Source organism: Shewanella woodyi ATCC 51908 (assembly GCF_000019525.1).
GTDB lineage: Bacteria > Pseudomonadota > Gammaproteobacteria > Enterobacterales > Shewanellaceae > Shewanella > Shewanella woodyi.
Genome location: NC_010506.1, coordinates 4,256,212 through 4,270,512, shown reverse-complemented (window position 1 = coordinate 4,270,512; position 14,301 = coordinate 4,256,212). Strand labels below are relative to the sequence as shown.

Sequence of the window (14,301 nt, the reverse complement as noted above, 5' to 3'; positions counted from 1 at the left end):
AAAGGCTGATAAATGGGCGTAGCACATAACAAGCACCTGCAATCTGACAAATAACAAAATGAGCCGCTATGCAGATTCATTGCTCGCAGAAATCTCTTTGTTAGATCATCCAGATCAACATGTGGAAGCTTTGCGATCAATGGAAAGTGCTTGTCATGTTAAAGCGTACGGAGACCTATTTTTGGAGACATTGACGGGTTATGAGTGGCCGGACAAGGTAAGTCAATTACGCTCACTATGCCAAGCTCAAATTTCGAGTCGGCGGCAGTGAAGTCAACATTAAATAAGTCAAAGTATGAGGACTTGGTGAAGTTTGAGGCATTAGAGATACCATGAATATCGAGTTACTCGGAATATCAAGTGATCAATTAGAACCATCAACCTCCGGTTACCCAAATGACTTGGAAGAATTTGATATTCTCATGGAATTAGACTTGTGCTTTGAAAATCATCAAGCCGATAGCGTGTTTTTTGAATTTTATGTCGCCTCTCCAAAGGCAATTGAAAATCGAACTATAAATTCATTTATGCCACCAACATTGGTGCTTGAAGAATTTGATTGGACGCTTATTAAGTGTCATATTTCTAAATTACTTTTACATGCAAATGGCTGTAAATCTTGGGCAGAAGTTGCAACAAGACTTTCCGGTCAAATTAGGCCAACTAGTTTGAGCTGCTTTCCGTTCTAGGTATCTCTAACAAACGAATCAAAAATGACGTCTAAAGCTTGGCTGGCGCTCATTCTTCTCTAATTTTAACCAAGTATTCCCCGCATTTATGCGGGTGTTATGAGCCAAATGAGAATTAGATTATGGAGCTAGGAAAAGTATATAAAGGAGTTTCCGTCGATGAATTTCACGTAAAACGTGAAGGAGATTCGTTTCTAGTTTCTTTCTCCTTTGTTACTTCTGATGAAACCGTTCGCTTGAAGGTTAGTGGAGTTCGAGTTTCCGATAACCTATGTGAAATACTGAGCGCCGATAGGCTGTGGGTAGAAAAGTCTGAGGGTAGCCAGGTTGAATTTGGTGGCTACACATTGGGTGTGTCCCACGAATATTACACGGAGATTGTCTTCGATGCTCTGCTGTAGGAACCCCTTTCCGCCCCTTCGTCGCTACAAGTCGCCCGCAGCTGCGGGTGTTAGGCATACAGGATGAGCAACCGCAATTGGGTCTGCTTTAGTTGCAGAATCACAAACAGGAAGTCTTCGAGATTTGCGGGAGAAGCAATTTGCTCAGAGTGTGGTGGAGAGCTCAAAAATATTGGCTATAAAATTCCAGTTCCACCAAAGAGTAAGACGAAAGAATGGAAAAGCTTCAGGAGAAGCTTGCATCGCAAGCTAGAGTATTTGAACGTGAAAAGTTCAGTTCGAGAGTTAGAACCCGTCATGATCTTGAGCAAGAATTAGAAAAACTAAAAATTTTACCGTTTAATGATGGTAGGCAAAGCTTAATCAAACAGTTAGAGAAAAGATTGAAGCATGTCTAACAGGCAGTTTAAAAAGGATAAAATGTAGTTAGCTTTTGCTCCTTCGTCGCTTAATTTTAGCCAACTATATTTTGTCCATTAAAGGGTGTTATATGCCTAAAGGAATATCGAGTGAATAGTCAGCCATGGGTGAAAATATATGACGATGAAGCTTGGGATGACTCAATTGTAGGAAACAGAGAAGGTTTGCTAGCTTTAAAACAAGCAATCGATGACGCATTAGAAAATGAATGCGTTGAAGTTGCTGACCGCTTTAAAAGTGACTTTGGTGTAGTTGCATTCACTGACCAAGATTGGGAGCAAACCGAGCCAACAGAGGTTAAAGGAATTTGGGGAGTAGTTATCCCTTTTATATTATTCCTTTGGGCTGTAGTACTACCGTTGTTTGCTATTTACAAACTAGCATTTGAGTAAATCGGCATATAACAAGAGACTATGGCGTCAATAGCTAAATTTGAGCTTTTGGCGCTTCCCACATAACACCATCTCTTAGCATCGAGTTTAACGTTACAACCATCTTCCTGATACAGGCAATTATCGCCACTTTTTTCGGTTTTCCAGCAGCGACTAATCGCTGATAAGTTTGTTTGAAAACTGGGTTAGACTGAATTGCAGACATCATAGCCATGTATAAAACTGTTCTGACTTGATGCCTTCCTCCTTGAATTTTTCTTTGGCCTTTGAAACGGCCACTTTCCTTATTCATTGGTGCAACACCAACCAGTGAACTTGCTTCTTTGTTATTGATATATCCGAGTTCAGGGAGATTACTAATAATAGAAGCTGCGGCTATTTTACCTATCCCTTTCATGCTTTGTAGAATGATGTTTTTGGCTTGATAGTCAGGGCATGACTCGATGAGTTTAATGATTTTAGCTTCAATCTTTTCTATCTGATTTTTAAAGGCTGTTAAGATAGGTTTTATTGTCATTGCTAGGTCTTTAGGCAGAATTTGAAGGCGGTTTTTCTCCATAGTTTGCATTGCCAAAATTTGGTTACGCCTTGAAACCAAATCGCTCATAGCCTGCATGATGCTGGGCTTTAAAGTAGATAGCTTAGGTTTAATTGCTTCACCATAATGAGCGATAAGTTTAGCGTCTAATTTGTCTGTTTTTGCGCGTTGACCAATCGCGCCAGCAAAACGTTTTATGTGTATAGGGTTGGCGATAACGAAGGGTAGATTGGCTTCAGCACAGGCCATGATAAATGGCATTTCTAGGCGACCTGTCGCTTCAATAACAATACGTTTTGGTGTGTATTGTTTAATGCTGTTTACCGCATCCTTAATCCCTTTCTCATCGTTTTTAACGGTGAAAAAGATATCGAGTGGCCGAATATAAATGTCGAGCTGAAACTTGCCAGTATCGACACCTACGCTAATGTTTTGATTAGTTTTTGAATTCATAATAAGCTAACTCTTGCTTGCAAATGCGGGTTCGAGACCCAGTAGACTATTCGAGTGTTTTGCTTGGAGTCCTTTGTCGCGTTCTTTCTTGTTATCGGTCTCTCAATAGAGGAGCCATCGCTCAATCGAACTACGACAAGGAAAGCTTTAGTTGCAGCTAAAGCCTGGGTCTCACATTACCCGAAACAGGGAAGTATTTGTAAATTAGGTGAGTTTATTATCCATACAAGCGCATTAAGTGAAGGGACTGCTAACGCTTGGCTCGGTTCCGCTTCGCTTCACAGTATAGCCAAGTATTATCAGCTCCTTATGCGGGCGTTAAATGTCATTATGAATATCGACCTCAGCAAATATAAACCAGATGAGTATGGAACTTACACGCTTCTACTTTACAGTGCGTTACTAGAAACAGAAGTCGAGTTAAAAATACCATCTGAGAATGGCCAGGTAGAAAAGTGGCAACTTCAAATTGTACAAAATCTCCTCCATAAAGAAGAGCAATTGAAAGAGGAGGTGTTTCAAAAACTATTCGAGTATTATCAAGAAGGATTGCCTGATTTACGAGTTCAATTTGGGGATAGTGCTGATAAAATGGCTCCGATAATAGAGCATATCGATCAGTTGAAGAGTTTGATTACTCCCACAGGCATTTGCATTGGCGAACTTGATCCATCTGAAGAAGCTGTCGGACTACTGTTCGAGTGTTCGTGGGAACCTGAACACGGCCTTGGGATATTACTCAACAATTGGACCGTGGAAGAGATTGGTCATCAAGATCTTGCTTTTACCATTTAACAAGGCGCTTTGCTGTAAATGGTGATCATGGATAAGCTACTAGAAACCTTAGAGTCAATCAACTCTGATGAGCTTGATAAATTGCTAGATCAAAGAGACGAAGATCCATTTGATAGCGCATGGATAAACTTGAATCAGAAAGTAAGTAAGATTAACGTATCCATAGACAACAAAGACCTATTTATTAAGCTGTCTAGTGCTACAAACCACCATGAGGTATGTTCTTATATCGCTGATGATCTTGAGCTAATAAATAAAGCTGAAACGCTGGGAATCGAGTCTGAATTCCTAGGTTATTTAAAACAATGTTACGAACAAGGCGAAGTCCCCAATTAATGGCACAGCTAACAAGCCAGCAGGGCGTAATTTTGCTGTTTAGGGGCGTTAACTGTAATTGAGAGTTATGGAATTAAACGAAGCAATCCAATCATTCAATAAACTACTGTCTAAACACGGTGTTAAGGGCATGAAGTTGAGCGATGTACGAACGGCTTCTTCTGCTCGTACTGTCCTTAGCAAGTTTGGGGGAATGGGGAGTATAAATGATATCTATATTTGTACAGCAAACGGTCACAATATAAAGCCAGAGCAAGAAGCGGCTGCAAATGCTGAATTACATGAACTGTTAGAGTGTATTTATCAGCATTGTAAAGACAGGTCCAAGTAATATCAGATTTACAGTTAACAAGCGCCTGCAACCTGTCACCTTTTGTGTGAAAAAACATACAAAACTCGCCAGCTTGCTACGCAGTTGAGATGGGCGTTACATGAGTAGCCAATGACGAGAGAAGAAGGTATTGAAGCACTAGCAATAATCACTGAGGGTTCCATCTCCAATTCGGTAGTTCGAAAGAGAATCCTCGATGAGCTTTCCGAGCTGAAAAGCATACGAGGCCATTTTCCTGCAAAAGGAATTTTGGCAGATATACAGGCACATAGTGACCTGAAAATATCAGAAGAAACTGGATTACTTATAAAAGAGGTATGTTTTAATTTTGTTTAGCTCGCACATTCACATAACAAGTAAAGGCAGCATCCCCCTGCGAGCTGGACGCGCTAGCGCGCAGCTGCTTTAGGCACCGAAATCAGCATGAATCAATACAAATTTATAGAGATGATTTGTTATGAGCTAGAAGATCATGATGAAGCGATTTCTTTAGTAAAAACACTAGATTCATCGGCTTTGCTGTATGAGCTATTGGACCATTACAACTGGGATGACGGATTTGGTGTCCCTATTGCGGTAGCTAACCATCCTTGTTGCGAAGTGGCAATAGCACAAAAGCTTTATTGGTTGGCGGCTGCTGATTATTGGTATGAGTCTGAAGAAGAGGTAAATATATACAACAAGGAGCACTTCAATTTTTCTAAATTAATAAGTCAAAGATTACTGGCTGGTTATTACGAGGTTGGTAGTTTGTCCCATGCTGAATATTTTAGTCAGGTACAGTTATATAAGTTTAAGAAGCAGGGGTTCCCAGATGTATTTTATCAACCAGTCGTTGGTACAAAAAGCAAACAACATAGACAGCCATAGTTAATGGCATAAATTATTACCTCCAACTATGCTTGATTTGAGCATTTAACAAGGAGGTTGTATACCAAGGCCAAGACGACCCCTCATTAGTTTGGAAGACCCCATTATTATCACTGTTGCAGTCGTGTAGTACGGCGCGCCTTCTTATGTTGCGATGACAAATATACTGGTAAAAACTACGACCACGCCTTGGTTGGATAGAAGCACAAATATTGAAATTCACTGAGGTATTTGTAATAGATGTTGCCGCATATGCACTTTTGGTACCTGTTTAGTTCGTTTTAGGCTGGTTTCCCTTAGCGTATCGCCAAGTACCTCACTTTTAGTGCCGAGCTCACAATCGTTCGTTGAGAGGCTTGATATAAGTTTGGTATATTATTGATTAATAATGGCTGGCTAAATTTACTAGTTATTATCCATACAAGTGTATTAAGTGAAGAATCAAAATGGCATATAAACAACCAAAACCGCTATTCGAGTGGAAAATTGATGAGTCAGATAAAGAATTGTACTTAGCTTCAATTTTGGATGATGAGACTATATTGTCTGCGTATGGCCGATATGCACATAGCTCTGGTAGTAAATTGGTTTCATGGCAAGAGTTTCTCGCAGGCGAAATGAATGAACTTGTCGAGAAAACGATGGGCGAAGAAGTGCTAATGGAGCTATTAACTCAGTTGAAAAACCTCACTAAATAAGCAACGACATACTATGGAAATTTGTAGCATCACGAATCGTCGTACAGTTGAGATAATACGGAAATATTCTGAGAATATGGTTCGTGAAGGCTTTGTAATAGAAGTAAAGTGTCATAAACATTGTCATGCCATTGGCTGAACAAATGGCCGTCAGTAAATGATTCATGTATTAGAGGGAGCGATTGAGATAATGGTAATTTTTAGGGACATATTTAAATGATATTAATCGGAGCTACGCTAGTTTTAGTTGCTTTCTTTTTCCACTTAAACCGGGGGGAGTTTATTGAGAAGCAAGCTTACTTTGCGATAGCATTTATGGCTTTATATATTGTTGTTTACCTTTTTGTTCCTTCACAGCTTAATGGCACGTCAGTTCGAACTGGTCAGTTATATGAATACATACCATTAATCTCTCTAGGGGCAATTCTATTTCCTCACCTTAATTCAAAGTCGCCTGAAGGGATAACTCAAATCCTTGGTTGGCTTGGATTAATTTCAGTCAGCATTATTTTATGTATTTTCAAAATATTTGTGTGGTAATGAAGTCATAATAGAGAGCGAACATAACAAATTAATGGGCTCCACTTATGGTACTTTGTATCTCAGGTTTTCTATTAACTTAAGATTGATATTTTTAGTAGAGGGCTATTATGACTAGGGATAAACTTGATTTATGAATACTATTTTCGATGTAATACCAAATGAAGATTGGGAGTTAGCTATTGGTTTTAGTAATGGCGAGTACCGACTGCTCAATCTTTCAATTCCGAAAAAGGAATATGGATGGGAAGAGTTAGCTAACCCTTTGCTGATGAAGCGCTATACATTTAATAGGACTGCTATAGATTGGGAGTTTGGTGGAACACTGGATGCTGAGTATTTATATAGAAACTCTGTATCAGTAAACATGCCTGATTTGGCGCGACACTCTGTTAGGGTTTGCTACAAAAATCAGGCTCCAACGACTAAAGATAAAAGACATCACGTGTATTGTGTATATTTATACCCTTTTAGTGAAAAAGTATTTGCTGTAGGTGAGTCCATAGGTGGAGGGCATGGCGATAGAGGCGGTTTTTCTTCGTTTACATTAAATGAGTTACTCACTTGGGAGGAGTGGAAACTCCACTTTGAACTATCAGGGTGCAGTTGGGCTATTGAAATGGTGGAAATGAGTGAGAATATTGATCAGTTAGTGCGTTTGTTAGTCAGTGAAGCTTGCAAAAGAAATGGAGCCTAGCATATTGGCTAATAAGCTTAGCCAAGCACAAATTATGGCCAATAAACCAACCTAAAAAGAGATTTAAAACTTGTTATCAGAGCCGTTTATTATACTGATAGGCAATTAAATTGCTGTTATGCCTCTTACCTCTATAGATTTGCCATCCCATACATATTCGTAATGTGTTGACTGGATGATCTCTTCTACTCTTTTAGGCGTAAACAGTGCATAGCAGCTGGACATAGGGTTTCGAACACTTGTGTAGTGTAGTCCTTCCACTGCTTGTTTTCGGTATTTAAACCCTAAATGTTGGGAGGCTGTGTAATCAGTATGGTGATAAATATCAGTTGTTTGCATTTGTGCAATTGTATTAGCTCTAATATCAATTAACTCGCCACTTATGGTGCAGGATAGCCCTTTCATCACGATCATTTCAAAATGCAGTCCTTCAATAAGAGAGAGCATCTTTTGAACATGGTAACGGGTTTCTGCAATCGCGGTTTTCATGGTGTCAGCCATGTATAAGACACCAAACTCGCCATTAGAAAACCTGCTGCCATCTCTATTTATATGGGTAAAAGAGGCGGTGGCATAGGAGCATCCTGTGATCCCAAATGGAATTTGGTCATTACTCAACAAGGTGAGATCGCCAACCTCATTTTGCAATCTAGGGTTGGTTAAGCTCTGAAGGGCAAACAGCACTTCAAACTCTTCAACACTGGCACAGTCGTCAAAGATGTCGATTGCAGGAAATCGGGTATTAACTAGGCGATAGGCCTTTTCACTCGTTAATGTTGAACTCACTATGCCCATCCACCACTGCGTAATTGATCCACTCGGTTATAGACCTCATGTAGTGCGCCGAAATCACCTGCTTCGATGATTTCAAGTGGTTTGCGACCTTCGAAGTAGGGGTTATGATTAATCATGCTCATATAGCCATAGATATTTTCTGGGTTGGTAAAGAACTGTCTCAAAGCTGCGTGAATATTGAGAATATAACTAATTCGAGTGAGTTGGTCTTTATCCAGAATGAAGGCTTTTTTCCCTGATTTGTAGGCAAAGTATGAGGAGCGATTTACCCTCAAGATATTCGTTATCGCCTCTGTTTTACATCCCCAATGTTGAAGGATAGTGACTGCTGCATCGAAGCCTACTTTAGAGGCGTGAGCTGAGTGAATATCAATGTGTTGATGTTGAACATTAGCGTTAGACATGATTGGTCCTCTCATCAATGGCTAAGTTCAATAATAGACTTTAATTGTAAAAAAGTCCAACTTTGGACTTTGAGCTTTTCTAGGTGTTCTTGTTGGTGCTGATCGTCACTGAGGTTTTACTGTTACCTCATACGCTTAAAGCGGAAATGCAAGCGCTAATTATGTTTTAGTAACTATTTAATAAACTAGCCAAAATTTTAAAAAAAAGGGAGCCTATTGGCTCCCTTCGTTAAGTATATCTAGCAATCGTTAATGCTTAAGATTAAAGCTTAGCTTCAATCCAAACTAAACGGTGATCAGAAGAGATATCTTTACCGTTACCATATTTGCCAACACGCTCATCATTCATTAGCAGACGTCCCTCTTCAAAGGTTGCTGGCCAGAATACGCCAGAGTCGATGATGTTCAGATCGTTTGATGGAATAGCATGGTCAACGCGTAGACCGAAGGTGCTGGTGATACGGTCTGGATAGGTGCTGTCGCCACAGTCGCCAAGGGCGACGCACTCAGTAGAGCCTAGGCTGTTAGGGGCATAGACGCCATCAGTGGCTAAAGTGTTGACGCGATCATGGTTCATTAGGTCTTGAATAGCATCAAGGAAACCGTCACCATTTTCAGGATCTGCGTTGAGATCTCCCATCACAACAAATGAAGCATCTAAACCTAGACCACCTTTATTGCCAGCATCGTCATAGATGTAGTCGGCGCCAGCAACGTAGTCATTCCAGAAAGCAATCTCTGCACGGTTTAGTAGCTTGTTGTTTTCAGTGACGGTATCAAATACTGGTGGTGTTGGGTGTGACAGTAGTAGGTGCACTACTTTTTCGCCATCGGCTGTTGGGATCAGGATTGGCGCGTCAACATGGTTTTTAGATGAGAGAGGTTTTTCGGCCCAAGCTTCAGCCGTATACCACTCGTCGCCACATTTCATGCCTGTTGGGATCGGATTTTTATCATCGTCACAGTTAGTGATTGTTGGGTTGGTCTCGCCTGGCATATCTTTCCACTTAAAGTTTTGGAAAGTACGGATGTTGTCGGTATCGATTGGGTATTGAGACAGTAAGCCAAAGGCGTATTGCCCATGGTAGAAGCCGAATCCCCATGCATCGCCAGGTAGGGCGACTTTGCCGTTTCTGTCGAGATCAAATTCGCTTAATAGACCCGTATTGGTAGAGAAGTTTTCGAAGTAGGCGAATTGAATCGGCTCAAGCATCTTCTTGTCATCTGCTGTTGTGCCTAAAGCATTTTGAGGTACGGCAAGATAGTTTAGGCGGAACCCTTTGATTGCATCTTGGTTCTCAGCGATACCGTCGTTGTTAAACTCGCCCATCATCAACACAGCTGGGCGCTCTGTTTGAATGACGGCGGCAACGTTACGGATCTGGATAACTTTCTCTGCAACTTTAAGTTCGTCATCAGTTAAGGTTTTATCAAACCATCCCTGCATTAACACTTCCTGCTCAGGAGCGGTGATCTGCATCTCACTGACAAGATCCTCAAATGTTGCACGATCAAATGAGAGGTTATAAGTCGCGAAGCGAACATTAGTTGCATCGGGTGTTGGTTCAACTGGATTGTTGATTATGGTTTCGTCATTGCATCCCGCCAATAACGCCATCGAAATAGCTGCCGCTGCTGCGGTTTTAAGTAGTTTCATTTTATGACCCATCATATTTATTATTAATAGTAATTATTCGTTGAGCTCATATATTTGAGCTTCGATGGGATTCTATACATGTGTCCATTTGCTTACTATGAAACCCTGTAGTTTTTGAGACTAGCTGCGGCCTTTTTACACATAAATTTACACTCTTTAATGATTTGTTGCTTATATGTTTTGCTTGTGTGTTTCGGGTGTTTGTTTTCAAGTGATAAGCAAAGCCTTGGATATTGAGAGTTGAGCTGTTTCCCCCTACACTGTGCTGTCCATTATCTGCATAAGAGCTGTCATGATACTAAAACCTATTCCAACTAATGTGATCACCGGTTTTCTAGGGGTCGGCAAAACAAGCTTCATTAAGCAGTTATTAGCCACTAAGCCTGAAGGTGAGACCTGGGCGATTTTAGTTAATGAGTTTGGTGAAGTGGGAATAGATGGTGCGCTACTGTCTGGCAGTGGAGAAAGTATTGAGATCCGTGAAGTGGCAGGGGGCTGCTTATGTTGCGCGGCAAGTGTACCCATGCAGGTCGCGATTAATCAGCTTATCGCTAAGGCAAAACCGGATAGGTTATTGATTGAACCTACAGGATTAGGCCACCCCCAAGAGGTGGTTAAGCTATTGAGCCAATCTCACTATCAAAATGTTATTGCCCTAAAGTCCACTGTGTGTTTGGTGGATGCGAGAAAGGTATCTGATGAGCGCTATTCTGGCCATGATATTTTTAATCAGCAGTTGAGGGTAGCGGATATTGTCTTGGCGACGAAATCAGATCTCTATCGTGATAGAGAGTTTCAAGAGTTAACTGATTATGTTGAGCACGCTTTTCCCTCAAAAGGTCCGAAGCAGAGCACTTTTTTCTTATTAAGCATGCTTGCTAATGCTCAGACCTCTCTTTCTGCTCAGTTGCTGGCATCACTCGATAGCGCGGCAAAGCTTCCAAAGAAGGTCTTTTCACCGCAAAAAAGCCTGTTAACACCTGAACCAATAAGTGTATTTGAGATTGAACCAGCTTTAGTTGAGCCTGAATTGGATGAGAGAGGGGTATTAGTAAAACATAACAGTGGAGAAGGCTTCTACTCCTGTGGTTGGGTGTTTGATCTCAGTTATGAGTTTAATTTTGATGAGGTGATAAATTTTATTAAATCCTTAGATGTCACCCGTATTAAAGCTGTTCTTATTACCGATGAAGGGATTGCTGGTTTTAATGTGATTGATGGTGAGATGAGTGTTGTTGAGTTAGATGACACCATGGATTCTAGGTTGGAGATAATCAGTCTAAGCACACTTGAAGTCGATAAGCTAGAGGCTCAACTTTTTGCAGTATCTAAGCGTATAAGTTTCTGATATTTTATGACAACTTTTTATATAACTGCTTTCACGTCATCTCCTATAGGTGACGTTTTTATAGGGCATAGCGTGAATGAATCCTGAGATCTCGAGTCAAGACTTAGCTTTGGTCAATGACCCTATCCCTAAACTGCTATGGCGTTATACGGTACCGACCATACTCTCCATGTTGGTGACGGGGATCTATGTCGCTATCGATGGTATGTTCGTCGGTCACTATCTAGGGGAGACTGGCCTTGCAGGTATGATGCTGGCTTACCCTGTTGGTGCTCTGCTGTATGCCGTTGGTGCCTTGTTGGGAATGGGGGGAGCGGCACTTGTCTCTATCTATTTAGGTCAAGGCTCGGTGCCAAAGGCGAGAAAAATCCTCGGCAATACCTTTAGTCTTTGCTTAATCTTTGGCGCCTTTTTTGCCATTTTTGGTAGTTATTTTTCCAGAGATATATTGCAGCTGTTGGGCGCTGAAGGTGCAGTGCTTGATAGCGCAGATGATTATCTGTTTTGGTATTATGCTCTGGGCATCTTTCCTATTATCTCTGTCGCCTTTACCGCACTGCTTAGAAATGATGGCCGTCCTGGCTTCGTCACTGGTGTACTTATTTTGGGTGGCTGTCTTAACATTGTTCTCGACTGGCTATTTATCGTTGTGTTTCCCTTTGAGCTGGTGGGAGCTGCTATTGCAACCATGATGTCTCAGGCGGTGACGGGTGGCCTCTGTTTATGGCATTTTCTCTCAGATAAGACACGCTTGAAAATCACCCTATCGCAGATGAAGTTAGAGCTAGACCACTGTTTTAATATTCTTAAAACTGGCGTACCTAGTTTTTTGATGAATCTCTATCTCTCTATCGTGCTAACACTGCATAACATCGCTTTCTTGTGGGTGGGCTCACCACTGCATGTTGCGGCCTATGGCGTTGTGAGCTACACAGAGGCATTTTTCTACCTTGTATTTGAAGGGATAGCTTTTGGCACGCAGCCTATATTTAGCTTCAACGCGGGAGCTGGACGCTATGACCGCGTGTTTAAGACACTGAAAATCGCTTTTGGGATCACCTTAGTGACCGCATTTCTCGGTCTGTTATTTATCTACACTAAGCCGCAATGGGTGGTCTATATTTTTGCCGGTGATAACCTTGAGCTAACTCCCTATGCGATTGAGGGGATGGGGCTCTATTTTTGGGGCTTACCGATGGAGGGGCTGTTATTGGTAGGGGCAAGCTTCTTTCAGGCAATTAACTACTCAAAAGAAGCGTCAATGTTAACCGGGGCTAAGCTGCTGTTGATAGCCTTCGTTGTCTATCTGTTTGCTTGGGCATTTGGTACTAACGGTGTGTGGATATCGCTGGCTTGTTGCAGCTCACTCTTAGTTATCTGGATGGGGTTTGCGTTACGGCGGGTGGCGAAACAACTTGAACTATAAAGGTGAGTTGTTAATCTAGAGCCACACAATGAGTGCTAACCTAAGCGCTTATAAGAGATGAACATCAATACATACCCAAGCTACCTCAAAATGCTCGTTTCAGAGCTCCCGTAGGATAGCTGAACAAGGCAGTGATTGAGGATAATGGTTATTCCCTTGTCGATATCGCTAACGCAGTGCAGGTATTCTACGGTCACTCCCGTAGGGCAAGGCGAGAAGCAACATTTTTCTGTGTTATGAAATGATTGAATTAGAGTAACTAGTCCTACTATTTCATGCCTTGAACTCTGTCACTTCTCGACATGCTGAATCCTGCATCTTGAGGTTGTTTGGGTATAAATAAGGATATTTATGCAGTTTGAATCTGGTTTACGGAAATCACTTTTCGCGGCAACCTTGAGTTTAGCTCTATGTAGTGCCACGAGTTTTACTGTCTCGGCTTCAGAGTTCTCTGATAGTTATGCTGCATACCAGTCTGCTGTGAGTGATAAAAACTACTCAGATGCTCAGGTATATGCAGATAAAGCTTATCAATTAGGAAAAGAGATATATCCAAAAGGGAGCTTAGATTTGGCTAACCTTGCCCTAAATTTAGGGAGTGCTTTAGAGATCAATGAGAAGCAAACTCAGGCCTTTGATGCATACAGCCAAGCTTTAGCTATTTATCAAACACATTTTGATGATGACGCGATCGAGCTGATTGAACCCTTAATTGGCGCAGCTGGTACTGCTGAAAAACCTAAAGTAGCGAGAAAATACTTTATTCAGGCTATCGATATTGCTGAAGATGCTGACGATCCCATATTGCTAGCCAATACCTTAATGTCAGCATTTAACAAGCTTTCCAAAACTCCACTCTACAGTCGAAAGATTCAAAATTATGCCATTAAGGCGTTTGAGATCTATGAGGATGAGTTACCTGAAGACGCTATGGCTCGCGTCAGAGCTACTTATATTGTAGGCATGATACGTAAATCTAAAAAACAAGATGCTAAAGCTATTGAGTTACTCAATAAGGTAGTGAAGCAGTTCTCTGTGCTGGATTACAGTCATCCTTATGAGTTAGCCTCCCACGCGCAACTGGTCGAGCTCTATGAGAAAAAAGGTCTGAGTGAGAAGTCTACTCAACATTGTATCGCTATTGGCAGTATGCGTCCTTGGCTAGATACTCAGGAACAAGTACCTCTTTACCGTTTACCGCCTAAATATCCAGTTAACTCGGCAAGAGCGGGTAGAGAGGGAATGGTACAGCTCTCTTTTATTGTCGATGAGTCAGGCTTTGTTACTGAGCCTAAAGTAATCATGTCGGAGGGTGGAAGCGGCTTTGAGAAAGAGTCATTAAAGGCGATCAAACATTGGCGATATGCACCTAAATTTGTCGATGGAAAACCCGTTGCAGCGCCAAGCACGGTGCAGCTAGATTACACTATGGCAAAATCATAGCTTTAAAGATAAACAGCAAGTTATAAAATATAAGGGCCTGATACTAATATCTGGCCCTTATTTATATT

General features: G+C 41.4%; 18 protein-coding genes and 1 pseudogene. 15 read left to right on the top strand and 4 right to left on the bottom strand.

What is annotated here, in order from left to right; translation table 11 throughout:
- The first annotated feature begins 332 nt into the window (after positions 1 to 332).
- From SWOO_RS18040 to SWOO_RS18025, 4 genes are all read left to right on the top strand, one after another.
- Positions 333 to 689, top strand: coding sequence for an Imm8 family immunity protein (locus tag SWOO_RS18040; protein ID WP_012326097.1), 357 nt, complete (start codon positions 333 to 335; stop codon positions 687 to 689).
- Positions 690 to 811: 122 nt separating this feature from the next.
- The gene (locus tag SWOO_RS18035; protein ID WP_012326096.1) at positions 812 to 1,090 is read left to right on the top strand and encodes a hypothetical protein; all 279 of its coding nucleotides are present in this window, start codon (positions 812 to 814) and stop codon (positions 1,088 to 1,090) included.
- 215 nt (positions 1,091 to 1,305) lie between these two features.
- On the top strand, positions 1,306 to 1,488 hold the full coding sequence (locus SWOO_RS18030; protein ID WP_012326095.1) for a hypothetical protein: 183 nt from the start codon (positions 1,306 to 1,308) through the stop codon (positions 1,486 to 1,488).
- Between the two features lie 111 nt (positions 1,489 to 1,599).
- Positions 1,600 to 1,902: a hypothetical protein gene (locus SWOO_RS18025; protein WP_012326094.1), complete on the top strand. Its 303-nt coding sequence runs from the start codon at positions 1,600 to 1,602 to the stop codon at positions 1,900 to 1,902.
- Positions 1,903 to 1,936: 34 nt separating this feature from the next.
- Here SWOO_RS18025 and SWOO_RS18020 read toward each other — a convergent pair whose 3' ends face one another.
- Positions 1,937 to 2,893, bottom strand: coding sequence for an IS110-like element ISShwo3 family transposase (locus SWOO_RS18020; protein WP_012323036.1), 957 nt, complete (start codon positions 2,891 to 2,893; stop codon positions 1,937 to 1,939).
- A gap of 63 nt (positions 2,894 to 2,956) precedes the next feature.
- Between SWOO_RS18020 and SWOO_RS18015 the strand changes: the two genes are divergently transcribed.
- From SWOO_RS18015 to SWOO_RS17980, 8 genes and pseudogenes are all read left to right on the top strand, one after another.
- The gene (locus tag SWOO_RS18015) at positions 2,957 to 3,688 is read left to right on the top strand and encodes a DUF6985 domain-containing protein (RefSeq protein ID WP_041417769.1); all 732 of its coding nucleotides are present in this window, start codon (positions 2,957 to 2,959) and stop codon (positions 3,686 to 3,688) included.
- 27 nt (positions 3,689 to 3,715) lie between these two features.
- Positions 3,716 to 4,024 carry a hypothetical protein gene (locus SWOO_RS18010; RefSeq protein ID WP_041418255.1) on the top strand — a complete coding sequence of 103 codons (309 nt, stop codon included), beginning with the start codon at positions 3,716 to 3,718 and terminating at the stop codon, positions 4,022 to 4,024.
- A 67-nt stretch (positions 4,025 to 4,091) separates the two neighbouring features.
- Complete coding sequence (locus tag SWOO_RS18005) at positions 4,092 to 4,355, top strand: DUF6966 domain-containing protein (RefSeq protein ID WP_012326092.1); 264 nt, start codon at positions 4,092 to 4,094, stop codon at positions 4,353 to 4,355.
- Between the two features lie 111 nt (positions 4,356 to 4,466).
- Positions 4,467 to 4,691, top strand: a complete 225-nt coding sequence (locus SWOO_RS18000) for a hypothetical protein (RefSeq protein WP_012326091.1) — start codon at positions 4,467 to 4,469, stop codon at positions 4,689 to 4,691.
- 87 nt (positions 4,692 to 4,778) lie between these two features.
- On the top strand, positions 4,779 to 5,225 hold the full coding sequence (locus tag SWOO_RS17995) for a DUF4274 domain-containing protein (RefSeq protein WP_012326090.1): 447 nt from the start codon (positions 4,779 to 4,781) through the stop codon (positions 5,223 to 5,225).
- A gap of 61 nt (positions 5,226 to 5,286) precedes the next feature.
- Positions 5,287 to 5,488 (top strand): annotated as a pseudogene (locus SWOO_RS26300) (transposase); the annotation flags it as partial.
- 183 nt (positions 5,489 to 5,671) lie between these two features.
- Positions 5,672 to 5,923, top strand: coding sequence for a hypothetical protein (locus SWOO_RS17990; protein WP_012326089.1), 252 nt, complete (start codon positions 5,672 to 5,674; stop codon positions 5,921 to 5,923).
- Positions 5,924 to 6,596: 673 nt separating this feature from the next.
- Positions 6,597 to 7,160, top strand: coding sequence for a hypothetical protein (locus SWOO_RS17980; protein ID WP_012326087.1), 564 nt, complete (start codon positions 6,597 to 6,599; stop codon positions 7,158 to 7,160).
- Positions 7,161 to 7,265: 105 nt separating this feature from the next.
- On the opposite strand, the gene SWOO_RS17975 is transcribed toward SWOO_RS17980, so the two are convergent.
- The 3 genes from SWOO_RS17975 to SWOO_RS17965 all read right to left on the bottom strand — a co-directional run bounded on the left by SWOO_RS17975 (position 7,266) and on the right by SWOO_RS17965 (position 10,016).
- Positions 7,266 to 7,955 (bottom strand): RES family NAD+ phosphorylase, encoded by a 690-nt coding sequence (locus tag SWOO_RS17975; RefSeq protein ID WP_041417766.1) that lies wholly within the window; start codon positions 7,953 to 7,955, stop codon positions 7,266 to 7,268.
- Positions 7,946 to 8,359: an antitoxin Xre-like helix-turn-helix domain-containing protein gene (locus tag SWOO_RS17970; RefSeq protein ID WP_012326085.1), complete on the bottom strand. Its 414-nt coding sequence runs from the start codon at positions 8,357 to 8,359 to the stop codon at positions 7,946 to 7,948. The genes SWOO_RS17975 and SWOO_RS17970 overlap by 10 nt, the downstream gene beginning before the upstream one ends.
- A gap of 262 nt (positions 8,360 to 8,621) precedes the next feature.
- Positions 8,622 to 10,016, bottom strand: coding sequence for an endonuclease/exonuclease/phosphatase family protein (locus SWOO_RS17965; RefSeq protein WP_012326084.1), 1,395 nt, complete (start codon positions 10,014 to 10,016; stop codon positions 8,622 to 8,624).
- A 292-nt stretch (positions 10,017 to 10,308) separates the two neighbouring features.
- Between SWOO_RS17965 and SWOO_RS17960 the strand changes: the two genes are divergently transcribed.
- From SWOO_RS17960 to SWOO_RS17950, 3 genes are all read left to right on the top strand, one after another.
- Entirely contained in the window at positions 10,309 to 11,364 is a 1,056-nt protein-coding gene (locus tag SWOO_RS17960) for a CobW family GTP-binding protein (protein WP_012326083.1), read from the top strand.
- Between the two features lie 76 nt (positions 11,365 to 11,440).
- Positions 11,441 to 12,790 (top strand): MATE family efflux transporter, encoded by a 1,350-nt coding sequence (locus SWOO_RS17955; protein WP_012326082.1) that lies wholly within the window; start codon positions 11,441 to 11,443, stop codon positions 12,788 to 12,790.
- Between the two features lie 351 nt (positions 12,791 to 13,141).
- Positions 13,142 to 14,233 carry an energy transducer TonB gene (locus SWOO_RS17950; RefSeq protein ID WP_012326081.1) on the top strand — a complete coding sequence of 364 codons (1,092 nt, stop codon included), beginning with the start codon at positions 13,142 to 13,144 and terminating at the stop codon, positions 14,231 to 14,233.
- The last annotated feature ends 68 nt before the right edge of the window (positions 14,234 to 14,301 follow it).

Excerpts from the sequence above, each read along its gene's own strand:
- SWOO_RS18040 (WP_012326097.1), top strand. The coding sequence starts at position 333 with ATGAATATCGAGTTACTCGGAATATCAAGTGATCAATTAGAACCATCA.
- SWOO_RS18035 (WP_012326096.1), top strand. The coding sequence starts at position 812 with ATGGAGCTAGGAAAAGTATATAAAGGAGTTTCCGTCGATGAATTTCAC.
- SWOO_RS18030 (WP_012326095.1), top strand. The coding sequence starts at position 1,306 with ATGGAAAAGCTTCAGGAGAAGCTTGCATCGCAAGCTAGAGTATTTGAA.
- SWOO_RS18020 (WP_012323036.1), bottom strand. The coding sequence starts at position 2,893 with ATGAATTCAAAAACTAATCAAAACATTAGCGTAGGTGTCGATACTGGC.
- SWOO_RS18010 (WP_041418255.1), top strand. The coding sequence starts at position 3,716 with ATGGATAAGCTACTAGAAACCTTAGAGTCAATCAACTCTGATGAGCTT.
- SWOO_RS18005 (WP_012326092.1), top strand. The coding sequence starts at position 4,092 with ATGGAATTAAACGAAGCAATCCAATCATTCAATAAACTACTGTCTAAA.
- SWOO_RS18000 (WP_012326091.1), top strand. The coding sequence starts at position 4,467 with ATGACGAGAGAAGAAGGTATTGAAGCACTAGCAATAATCACTGAGGGT.
- SWOO_RS17995 (WP_012326090.1), top strand. The coding sequence starts at position 4,779 with ATGAATCAATACAAATTTATAGAGATGATTTGTTATGAGCTAGAAGAT.
- SWOO_RS17990 (WP_012326089.1), top strand. The coding sequence starts at position 5,672 with ATGGCATATAAACAACCAAAACCGCTATTCGAGTGGAAAATTGATGAG.
- SWOO_RS17980 (WP_012326087.1), top strand. The coding sequence starts at position 6,597 with ATGAATACTATTTTCGATGTAATACCAAATGAAGATTGGGAGTTAGCT.
- SWOO_RS17975 (WP_041417766.1), bottom strand. The coding sequence starts at position 7,955 with ATGGGCATAGTGAGTTCAACATTAACGAGTGAAAAGGCCTATCGCCTA.
- SWOO_RS17970 (WP_012326085.1), bottom strand. The coding sequence starts at position 8,359 with ATGTCTAACGCTAATGTTCAACATCAACACATTGATATTCACTCAGCT.
- SWOO_RS17965 (WP_012326084.1), bottom strand. The coding sequence starts at position 10,016 with ATGAAACTACTTAAAACCGCAGCAGCGGCAGCTATTTCGATGGCGTTA.
- SWOO_RS17960 (WP_012326083.1), top strand. The coding sequence starts at position 10,309 with ATGATACTAAAACCTATTCCAACTAATGTGATCACCGGTTTTCTAGGG.
- SWOO_RS17955 (WP_012326082.1), top strand. The coding sequence starts at position 11,441 with ATGAATCCTGAGATCTCGAGTCAAGACTTAGCTTTGGTCAATGACCCT.
- SWOO_RS17950 (WP_012326081.1), top strand. The coding sequence starts at position 13,142 with ATGCAGTTTGAATCTGGTTTACGGAAATCACTTTTCGCGGCAACCTTG.